The organism is Candidatus Allofournierella excrementigallinarum (assembly GCF_944388085.1).
GTDB lineage: Bacteria > Bacillota > Clostridia > Oscillospirales > Ruminococcaceae > Allofournierella_A > Allofournierella_A excrementigallinarum.
Genome location: NZ_CALXHK010000013.1, coordinates 39098 through 49071, shown reverse-complemented (window position 1 = coordinate 49071; position 9974 = coordinate 39098). Strand labels below are relative to the sequence as shown.

At 62.2% G+C, this 9974-nt stretch carries 12 protein-coding genes; 11 read left to right on the top strand and 1 reads right to left on the bottom strand.

Features of this window, described 5'->3' with window-relative positions; genetic code table 11:
- The 11 genes from ACH2AT_RS04075 to ACH2AT_RS04025 form a co-directional block, all read left to right on the top strand.
- Window positions 1-210: hypothetical protein (locus ACH2AT_RS04075; protein ID WP_394963869.1), on the top strand; the 210-nt coding region annotated here is incomplete at its 5' end.
- Window positions 211-240: 30 nt separating this feature from the next.
- Complete coding sequence (locus ACH2AT_RS04070) at window positions 241-1053, top strand: transporter substrate-binding domain-containing protein (RefSeq protein WP_394963867.1); 813 nt, start codon at window positions 241-243, stop codon at window positions 1051-1053.
- A 125-nt stretch (window positions 1054-1178) separates the two neighbouring features.
- A complete protein-coding gene (locus tag ACH2AT_RS04065; RefSeq protein WP_394963865.1) occupies window positions 1179-1826 on the top strand; it encodes an amino acid ABC transporter permease in 648 nt (215 codons plus the stop codon).
- A 6-nt stretch (window positions 1827-1832) separates the two neighbouring features.
- Window positions 1833-2606 carry an amino acid ABC transporter ATP-binding protein gene (locus ACH2AT_RS04060; RefSeq protein WP_394963863.1) on the top strand — a complete coding sequence of 258 codons (774 nt, stop codon included), beginning with the start codon at window positions 1833-1835 and terminating at the stop codon, window positions 2604-2606.
- Window positions 2607-2766: 160 nt separating this feature from the next.
- Entirely contained in the window at window positions 2767-3756 is a 990-nt protein-coding gene (locus tag ACH2AT_RS04055) for a diaminopimelate dehydrogenase (protein WP_394963861.1), read from the top strand.
- 40 nt (window positions 3757-3796) lie between these two features.
- A complete protein-coding gene (locus ACH2AT_RS04050) occupies window positions 3797-4168 on the top strand; it encodes a VOC family protein (RefSeq protein ID WP_394963859.1) in 372 nt (123 codons plus the stop codon).
- Between the two features lie 246 nt (window positions 4169-4414).
- A complete protein-coding gene (locus ACH2AT_RS04045) occupies window positions 4415-5077 on the top strand; it encodes a response regulator transcription factor (protein ID WP_394963857.1) in 663 nt (220 codons plus the stop codon).
- Window positions 5074-6114 (top strand): sensor histidine kinase, encoded by a 1041-nt coding sequence (locus ACH2AT_RS04040; protein ID WP_394963855.1) that lies wholly within the window; start codon window positions 5074-5076, stop codon window positions 6112-6114. The genes ACH2AT_RS04045 and ACH2AT_RS04040 overlap by 4 nt, the downstream gene beginning before the upstream one ends.
- A 20-nt stretch (window positions 6115-6134) precedes the next feature.
- A complete protein-coding gene (locus ACH2AT_RS04035; protein ID WP_394963853.1) occupies window positions 6135-6815 on the top strand; it encodes an ABC transporter ATP-binding protein in 681 nt (226 codons plus the stop codon).
- Complete coding sequence (locus ACH2AT_RS04030; RefSeq protein WP_394963851.1) at window positions 6812-8656, top strand: ABC transporter permease; 1845 nt, start codon at window positions 6812-6814, stop codon at window positions 8654-8656. Before ACH2AT_RS04035 ends, ACH2AT_RS04030 begins: the two co-directional genes overlap by 4 nt.
- 156 nt (window positions 8657-8812) lie before the next feature.
- Window positions 8813-9124 (top strand): YerC/YecD family TrpR-related protein, encoded by a 312-nt coding sequence (locus tag ACH2AT_RS04025; RefSeq protein WP_330056474.1) that lies wholly within the window; start codon window positions 8813-8815, stop codon window positions 9122-9124.
- Between the two features lie 56 nt (window positions 9125-9180).
- Here ACH2AT_RS04025 and ACH2AT_RS04020 read toward each other — a convergent pair whose 3' ends face one another.
- Window positions 9181-9762 carry a xanthine phosphoribosyltransferase gene (locus tag ACH2AT_RS04020; protein WP_394963850.1) on the bottom strand — a complete coding sequence of 194 codons (582 nt, stop codon included), beginning with the start codon at window positions 9760-9762 and terminating at the stop codon, window positions 9181-9183.
- Window positions 9763-9974: the final 212 nt, after the last annotated feature.

Here is a 9974-nt window from a genome sequence, read left to right as displayed (position 1 = left end):
GACGTGACGCGTGCGCTAGTAATCCAGGGTTTCACCCGTCTGTGCAAAACCCCCGGCTTCGCCGGGGGATATTTATTGTCGTTTTCGCACAACGGCCGCTTTCCTTTTTTGCGCTGTCTTGTAGGGAACACCGATTTTTTCTGTTTCTGCGAGATCCCTATTGCAAACGGCAATTCTTTATGCTATCATTTTAGCGTGATAAAGCAATAAAGCGCTTCGCTTTTGGGGGAGGAGATCGCAATGAAAAGGGCCGTATCGTTGTTTGCAGCCGCCGCACTGGCCGCCTCTCTGCTGGCGGGCTGCGGTCAGACCGGCGAGTCTGATTGGGAGTATGTGCAGGAAAAGGGTACATTGAAAATCGGTATCACCCTGTTTGAGCCGATGAACTACTATGACCCGGAGGACCCGGACACCCTCATCGGCTTTGACACCGAGCTGGCCGAGGCGGTGTGCGAAAAACTGGGCGTCACGCCGGAGTTCGTGGAGATCGACTGGGACCAGAAAGTGTTCGAACTGCAGAGCAAGAACATCGACTGCATCTGGAATGGCATGACCATCAAGGATGACCTGAAGGAAAATATGGACTTCTCCATTCCTTACAGTGGCAACATGCAGGTCTGCGTCATCAACAGCGCCAACGCCGATGTTTACACCGACCTTTCCAGCATGGCGAATGCAAAGATCGTGGTGGAAGCCGGCAGCGCGGGCCAGTCCAGCGTGGAAGCGGAAGAAGCTTTGCAGAACGCTCAGCTCACCACCCTGCAGGCCCAGCGTGACACCCTGCTGGAACTGAAATCCGGCACCGCCGACGTGGCGGTCATCGACGCTGTGATGGCCTACGCCTCTGTGGGCGAGGGCACCAGCTACGACGACCTGATGGTGGTGGAGGGCGTTGAGCTCTCCAAAGAGGAATACGGCATCGGCCTGCGCAAGGGCAGCGACATGACTGAAAAGATCAACGAAGCGCTGCAGCAGCTGGCCGATGACGGCACTGTGGCCGCCCTGGCCGAAAAGTACCCGTCCGTGCTGGTGGCGCTGGAGCCTGCCGAATGACCATCTCCTGCTTTCAACGAACCATTTGAATCAGATGACCCGCGCCGTCCGTGGACAAACGCCCCGGACGGCGCGGGTTTGAGTAAAGGGCTCCCTGTGCCCGGGCCAAAAGGAGTTTTACGTCCATGTCGTTTTGGGAAGTTACTCTGGAACTGCTGAAAGGATTTCAGGCCACCGTTATCATTTTTGCCGGCACTCTTGCGGCAGCGCTGCCGCTGGGCCTGGCGGTATGTTTCGGCTCCATGTGCCGCTTTGCGCCGCTGCGCTGGCTCACCCGCACCTTCATCTGGATCATCCGCGGCACGCCCCTCATGCTGCAGGTCATCGTGGTGTATTATGTGCCCGGTCTTGCCTTCGGCATACCAATCGAAAACCGGCTTGGCGCGGTGCTGGCGGCCTTTATCATCAATTACGCGGCCTACTTCTCTGAGATTTACCGAGGAGGCATCGAGGGTATCCCCCAGGGGCAGTGGGAGGCCGGCCAGGTGCTGGGCATGACCCGGGGGCAGATCTTCCGCAAGGTGGTGCTGCTGCAGGTGATCAAGCGCATCCTTGCACCCATGAGCAACGAGATCATCACCTTGGTAAAAGACACCAGCCTTGCCCGGGTCATCGGCGAGGGCGAGATCATCCGCGCCGCGCAGGACATCACCGCCCAGCGGGCTCTGCTGTGGCCTTTGTTCTACACCGGCGTGTTCTATCTTGTCTTCAACGGCGGCCTGACGCTGCTGTTCGGATGGCTGGAAAAAAAGCTGAACTACTACAAGGGGTAACGGGATATGGCAATTTTGGAAATGAAGGGCCTGCGCAAGGCCTTTGGCGGCGCCCAGGTGCTGCGGGGAGTGGACCTCGCCCTGGAGCAGGGGCAGGTGCTCTCTATCATCGGTTCCTCCGGCAGCGGCAAGACCATCCTTCTGCGCTGTCTGAATTTTCTGGAAATGCCCGACGTGGGCGAACTGTATGTGAAGGGCGAAGAACTGTGGGGGCCTTCCTGCGCCCAGCCGGTGCGGCAGAAGCGGCTGCACTTCGGCCTTGTGTTCCAGAACTTCAATCTCTTCCCCCAGTACACCGCACTGCAGAACGTGACCCTGGCCATGGACCTGCTGGCAAAGGAAAAGCTGGGCAAAGCCGGAGCGGGGCGGGCGGAAGCAGAAAACCGCGAAAAGGGCCGGGCTCTGCTGGCGCAAGTGGGCCTCGCCGGCAAGATGGGGCTTTACCCCTTCCAACTCTCCGGCGGGCAGCAGCAGCGGGTGGCCATTGCCCGTGCGCTGGCGCTGCAGCCGGACATTCTGTGTTTTGACGAGCCCACCAGCGCCCTGGACCCGGAACTCACCGGCGAGGTGCTGCGGGTCATCAAGGGCCTGAAAAGCAAGGACACCACCATGATCGTGGTGACCCATGAGATGGAGTTCGCCCGCAATGTTTCCGACCGTGTCATTTTCATGGCGGATGGCGTGGTCGAAGAGGAGGGCGCCCCGGAAGATGTATTCGGCGCGCCGAAAAGCGAAAAGACCCGGGCTTTTTTGGCTAACAGCCTGCACCCGGTCTTTTGAGCGCGTTCTTCAGCGGACTTTCCCCTTGTGCGCCGGGCGGGAATGTGGTATTGTTTTAGCGGTGTTTCATCCCGAAAGACGGCGGTGTTCCTGCCGCCTTCTTTTGCAAAAAGCGCCTGTTTCAGGCGTTTGCCTTTTCAATTTTCAGAGAATCGGAGGAATGGATATGATCCGAATCGGTATTATGGGCTATGGGAACCTGGGCCGGGGCGTGGAATACGCCGTTGCCCAGAACCCGGATATGCAGCTGGCCGCCGTGTTCACCCGGCGGGACCCTGCCTCCATCCAGGCGGCGACCCCGGACGTGCCCGTGCTGGCCGCCGGTAAAGCCGCTGAAATGCAGGATAAGATCGACGTGATGATCCTGTGCGGCGGCAGCGCCACCGACCTGCCCGAACAGACGCCCGCGCTGGCCCGCCTGTTCAACGTGGTGGACAGCTTCGACACCCACGCCCGCATCCCCGAGCACTTTGCCGCGGTGGACGCAGCCGCCAAGGAAGGCGGCACCCTGGCGCTCATCTCCGCCGGCTGGGACCCGGGCCTTTTCTCCCTGAGCCGGGTGTATGCCGGCGCCGTGCTGCCCCAGGGCGAGACCTACACCTTCTGGGGCAAGGGCGTGAGCCAGGGCCATTCCGACGCCATCCGCCGCGTGGAAGGCGTGCAGGATGCCCGTCAGTACACCGTGCCGGTGGAGAGCGCCCTTGAGGCGGTGCGCAGCGGCGCCCAGCCTGTTCTGACCACCCGCCAGAAGCATACCCGCGAGTGCTTTGTGGTGGCAAAGCCCGGCGCCGACACCGCCCGCATCGAAAAAGAGATCAAGGAGATGCCCAACTACTTCGCCGACTATGACACCACCGTCCACTTCATCAGCGAGGAGGAACTTCTGCGCGACCATGCGGGCCTGCCCCACGGCGGCATGGTCATCCGCACCGGCAAGACCGGGAAAGACAGCGCCAACACCCATGTGATCGAGTACAAGCTGACGCTGGACTCGAACCCCGAATTCACTTCCAGCATCCTGGTGGCCTATGCCCGCGCCGTCTGGCGGATGCACGAGGCGGGCCAGCAAGGATGCAAGACCGTTCTGGACGTGCCCCCCGCCCTGCTCAGTCCCTTGAGCGGCGAGGAACTGCGCGCCACTATGCTGTAAAGTCATTCCGCCTTTCAGCTTCAAAGAAAGGAAAACATCCATGAAGTTCAGTATGATCCACGAGAACTACAACGTGAGCGATCTTGCGCGCTCACTGGAGTTTTACCGTCAGGCGCTGGGCCTGGAGGAAGTGCGCCGCAAAGAGGCCGTCGACGGTTCCTTCATCATCGTGTATGCGGCCGTGCCCGGCGAGCCCTTTGAACTGGAGCTCACCTGGCTGCGGGACCATCCCCAGAAATACGACCTGGGCGAATGCGAGTTCCATCTAGCCTTCCGGGTGGACGATTTTGACGCCGCCCACGAAAAGCACAAGGAGATGGGCTGCATCTGCTACGAAAACCCGGCGATGGGCATCTACTTCATTCAGGACCCGGACGGGTACTGGTTAGAGATCGTTCCCACCCGAAAATAAAGTTTTGCCCGGCCGCACAAGCATCGTTTCCGATACCCCTCTAAGAACGGCCGGACATTTTATACCGCAGCTTTGGACAAATTAAAAAACACGGGGCAGCCCTGCAAGAAAACTGCTTTGCAAAGAGAGTGAGCTTTCCGCTCACTCTCTTTTTTGCCCGTCGTGCGGGAACGGGTGACGATTCCGTCACCCGCGTGGGGGAAAAATGAGGTATACTGATAAAAAAGAAAAAGGAGGGCATGCGCCATGAACGTGCTGCTTGTGGAAGATGAAGAGGCCATCGCCCGCCCGCTGGCAACGCTGCTGCAGGCGGAGGGATGGAGCGTCGAGACAGCGGCCACCGCCGCCCGCGCGCGGGAACTGGCAGCGTCCCGCGCTTTTGACGCCGCGCTCATCGACCTGGGCCTGCCGGACGGCAGCGGCTACGAAGTCTGCCATGCCGTGCGGGCGGCGGGGGACGCGGCGGTCGTCATCCTCACTGCCCGCAGCGACGAGGACAGCGTCGTGCGGGCGCTGGAGGAAGGGGCGGACGACTATGTGGCAAAGCCTTTCCGCGCCCGGGAGCTGGTCAGCCGCCTGCGGGCGGTGCTGCGCCGGCGGGGCCAAAAACAGGTGTATGCTTTCGGCGCGCTCGCAGTAGACGCCCGGTCCGCCCAGGTCACGGTGAACGGCGCGCCTGTGGCGCTCACCGCCCAGGAATACCGCCTTTTGTTGCTGCTGGCCTCCCAGGCCGGGCGGGCGTGGGAGCGCGGGCAGCTTTTGCAGGCTTTGTGGGACGACGGCGGCGCTTTTGTGGAGGACAACACCCTCACGGTCACCGTCAAGCGCCTGCGGGAAAAACTGGGCCCCGAAGGCGGGCGCATCGCCACCGTGCGGGGCATCGGCTATCGATGGGAGGAAAAGCCATGAGAAGCCGGGAGGCAAAGAAGTTTCTGGTGGGCCTGCTGCTGGCGAGCGCCGTGTTTGCGGCGGCGGGCGCGCTTGCTTTCGGCGCGGGCGCGGCCCTTTCTGCCGCCCTGTGCGGCGGAACCTGCCTTGCGCTGGCCGCCGGATTCTGCATCCACCGCGCCCGGGAGATCGGCCGGCTCTCGGAGTATCTCGCCAGCGTTTACACCGGCGGCGAGATACTGGACATCCGCACCCAGCGGGAAGGAGAACTGAATGCCCTGCGGGACGATATTTACAAGATCACCACCATCCTGGGCGAGCAGAAGACGGCGCTGGAAAAGGACAAGCGCCTGCTGGCTGATTTTCTGGGGGACGTGGCCCACCAGCTGAAAACCCCCATCGCGGCCATTCTGCTCCAGACGGAACTCTGGGAGGACAAGGCAGTCCCAACAGAAGAAAAGGATCAGTGCGCCTGCCGCGTGTCCCAGGCCGCTGAGCGGATGGGCTGGCTGGTGGAGCAGCTGCTCAAACTCTGCCGCCTGGACGCGGCGGTGGTCCGGTTCGAACGAAAGCAGAACGACGCGCGGGAGCTGCTGCGCGCCGCCGCGCAGTCAGTCCAGCCGCTGTGCGCGGACCGGGGCGTGGCCGTGGAGTGGGCCGGGCCGGCCGCCAGCTGCTTGTGCGACAGGGCATGGACGCTGGAAGCACTGACCAACCTGGCCAAAAACGCCGCCGAGCACACGAATGCCGGCGGCAGAGTCGCGCTTTCCTGTGAGGGCAATGCACTTTATACGGAATTTGTCGTGGAGAACGACGGTCCGCTCATCCCGGAAGAAGAATTCCCTCATCTGTTCGAGCGGTTCTGGCGGGGAAAAAATGCTGCCCCCGGCAGTGCGGGCATCGGCCTCGCGTTGGCGAAGGCCATCGCCCAGGGGCAGGGCGGAACGGTCCGGGCGGAAAACGCCCCCGGTGGCCCCCGTTTCACCCTGCGTCTTTACGCGGGTGACGAAGCTGTCACCGTGCTGTCACCGGGCGGTCACCCGGGCGCGGTATCCTGAAAGCGGAAGGAAGGGATACCATGGCTTTTTTACAGGTAGAACAACTCACAAAGGTATACGGCTCAGGCGACGCGGCGGTCCGCGCGCTGGACGGCGTTTCCCTCACGGTGGAGCGGGGCGAGTTCGTGGCCGTGATGGGGGCCTCCGGCTCGGGAAAATCCACGCTTTTGCATCTGCTGGGCGGAGTGGATAAGCCCACTTCCGGCCGCATCACGCTGGACGGCGTTTCTCTCTACGACCAGAAAGAGGAGGAGCTGACGGTGTTCCGCCGCCGGCAGATCGGCCTGGTGTATCAGTTTTACAATCTGGTGCCGCTGCTCACAGTGGAGGAGAACCTTACGCTGCCCATGCTGCTGGACGGCCGCACCGCGGACCCCGCCCGGGTGCTGGACCTGCTGGCCCGCCTGGGCCTGGAGGGCAAGCGTAAGGCCTTTCCCGCCCAGCTTTCGGGCGGGCAGCAGCAGCGGGTGGCCATCGCCCGCGCCCTCATCACCCGCCCGGCGCTGCTCTTAGCGGACGAGCCCACCGGCAATCTGGACTCGGCGGCCAGCGAGAGCGTGATGCGCATGCTGGCGCAGCTCAACGAGACCACCGGCCAGACTATCGTGATGATCACTCACGATGAAGCGCTGGCCCTGCAGGCCAAGCGCATCCTGCGCCTGCGGGACGGCCGCCTTGTGAAAGACGAGGTGCGGGCATGAAAGCGATGTTCCTTGTCACATGGCGGCAGTGGCGGCGGGGCGGTGCGCGCACCTGGTTTGTGGCGCTTTCGGCCCTTGTGTGCTCCACGATGCTTGCGGCGGTGCAGTTCGGCGGTTTTTCCCTGGCCGTGTCCTTTAAAATGGAGTCTGCCTTTTCTCAGATCGTGCTGGCGGCATCCCAGCTGGTGGTCGCGCTGCTGGTGGTCTTTCTCGCGGTGCTGCTGCGAGGGACCTTTGCCATGTCGCTGGCTCAGCGCACCCGCATGCTGGGGCAGCTGGCCAGCGTGGGAGCCACCCGCCGCCAGCTTCGCCAGAGCGTGTGGTTGGACGCGCTGTTCCTTTCGGCGCTTGCCGCCCCGCTGGGCGTTTTGTGCGCCGCAGGGGGCCTTGCCGTCACGTTCCGGCTCCTTCGGCCTTTTATGGATGCGCTGGCGGAGCGGGGGGTGCGGGAGATCCATCTGGTCATAACGCCCGGCGCGGTGCTGCTGGCGCTGGCCTGCCCGGTCGTCACCCTTCTGCTGGCCGCCAGCGGAACGGCGCGGCGGGCGGCGCGCCTTACACCCATCGAGGCGGTACGGGGCATGGCGGAAACACCGCCCCGCCGTGTTCGCCGGCGGGAACCCCGGCAGGCTCCCGCGCTGCTGGCCAGCCGCAGTGTGCGGCGGGCCGGCGGGCGCTTTCGCACCCAGGTCAGCGTGATCGTAGTGTGTGCGCTGCTCGTCTGCATGGTAAACGGTTTTTCCCGCGGCCTTCTGGCGGGATACTCCAGCCAATCCGCCACCTACACCTACCGGGTCTATCTCTGGGCGGTGAACATCGACACGCGGCAGCTGTTAGGCAGGCTGGAAGACACGGCCCGCCAGGTCACCGGCGTTGACGTCTGGGCCACCGAGCGCACCGGCTGGCGTGTGTGGGAGGGCCCGGCCCGCAGCTCGGTCCTCATCACCCTGGACGACGAAAGCTTTGCCCGGTGGTATGGCGGGCCGCTGCCCGAAGCACAGGGCGGCCTTGCCTGCGTGTACGCGCCGCCGGAGGAAGGCGTGATGGCATTTGCCACCGGCGAGCTGCTGAACGAAGGGACGGAACAGGCGCTTGCGGTGGCGGATGTCTGCACCACGCCGCTGCCCGACGGGGTGCTCTGGCAGGACACTTATTTAGCCATGTACCCCAATGGCGTGCTCATCACCAGCCAGAGCGCCTTCGATGCACTGCGGGGCGCCGAGGTCACCGGCGAGGACAAACGGGAATTCGAGTTTTTCGTGGACGCGGAGGATTCCTCGCAGCTTACCCCTGCGCTGATACAAACACTGACGGAGCTGGGGGCAAGCGAGCGCTACGCCGGCGGCCAGACGAACACCGGCTGGCAGATCGAGGACCTCACCCCCGCATCGCCCGCCCGGGTCTATCAAAAGGCGGTGCGGGTGCTGCTGAACGTCTTTGCGGGCGGTTTTGAAGTGCTGACGGCGCTGGGCTGCGGCGCGGCCCTGCTTGGCTCCATCGGGGCGGAGACCCAGCTGCGCCGCCGGGAGTTCGCCCTGCTGCGCAGCGCCGGCATGACCAGGGGCGATGTGGCGGCCATGCTGCGGCGGGAAACGCTGCTGCGCTGCGCCTGGGGCCTGGGCCTCGGGCTGCCGGCGGGGGCGGCCCTCTGGCTGTGCACCGCCCGGTGGCTGCTGGGCCGCTATATGTTCAGCCAGACGCGCACCACGCTTTTGCTGTCCGTGCTTGGCTGCACCGGTGCCATCGCGCTGGGAACGCTGCTGATCTGCCTGGCGGCGGAGCGGGCGACGCTGAAAGCCGCCCTGCACAGCGACATCCGCAGCGACCTTATGAGGGAGTGACCCGGCAATTGAAAGAGCAGGGGAGAGACGCCCTTGCTTTCGTGCATCTGCCACAAAAGGGGACGGTTTGTTTTTTCGTTCGATGCCTTGCAATCTGCAAGAGATTGTGATAGACTTTAGTTGAGTAAAAAGTCTGAAGGATGTGCGAGGTGTATCATGGTCGAGAAAGCTCGTCTGAAAAATCAAACCACCAAAGCCCTGTTTGAAGCGATCCTTTCGCTGGAGAATATGGAAGAGTGCGATACCTTCTTTGAGGACCTGTGCACGATGAAGGAACTCGCCGACATGGCACAGCGGCTGGAGGCCGCCAAAATGCTGCTGGATGGCAAGACCTACGAACAGATCGTCCGTGAGGTGGAGATCAGCACAGCCACCATCAGCCGCATCAACCGATGCATCCAGTACGGCAACGGGGGATACGCGCTGATCATCAACCGGCTCAAGGAAAAGGAAAAAGAGCAGGCCTGAGAAAAAATGCGGCCAGCCGCCCGAAAGCGGCTGGCCGTATTTTTTGTCTGTGCCGTTTATTCCTGAGAACGGAAGCGCAGGTTGCCCTCGTCGTCCATGTAGTCTACGATGGCCAGGCTGGTCAGCTTGTAGCCCTGGCCGCGCAGGGTCTCGCCGCCGGGCTGGAAGCCCTTCTCGATGGCGATGCCGATGCCGCCCACCGTGGCGCCCGCCTGTTTGCAAACATCCAGCAGGCCGTGCATGGCTTTGCCCACCGCCAGGAAATCGTCCACAATGAGCACCTTGTCCTCGGGCCCGAGGAATTTCTTGGAGAGGGTGATGTCGTAGTCCTTGCCATAGGTGAAGGAGTGAACGGTGGAAGTGTACACATCCCCGTCGATGTTTCTGCTCTTCGCCTTCTTGGCAAACACCACGGGCACGCCGAAGTGCCGTGCGGTCATGCAGGCGATGGCGATGCCGGACGCCTCGATGGTAAGGATCTTGTTGATGCCGTCGTTCTTGTAGACCTCGTAGAAGGCTTTGCCGATCTCGTCCAGCAGGGCGATGTCCAGCTGATGATTCAGAAAACAGTCTACCTTTAAAACATTACCGGGGCGCACCTGACCATCCTGAAGGATCCGCTCTTCCAGTAGCTGCATGTTATCCATCTCCTACTTCTGTGTTGTACCATTGAAATAATATCCCTATTATGACAAAAAACGCGCTCTTTTTCAATGCCCTTTGGCAAGAAAAACGTCTTTTTCAAAACATGCCGGACAGATATGGCAGAAAATGTGCTTTGAAGGTCCCGCTTTGGCCGTGATGATCAATACTGAGTGAAAATGCACTGCGAATTTATGCAAAATATCCA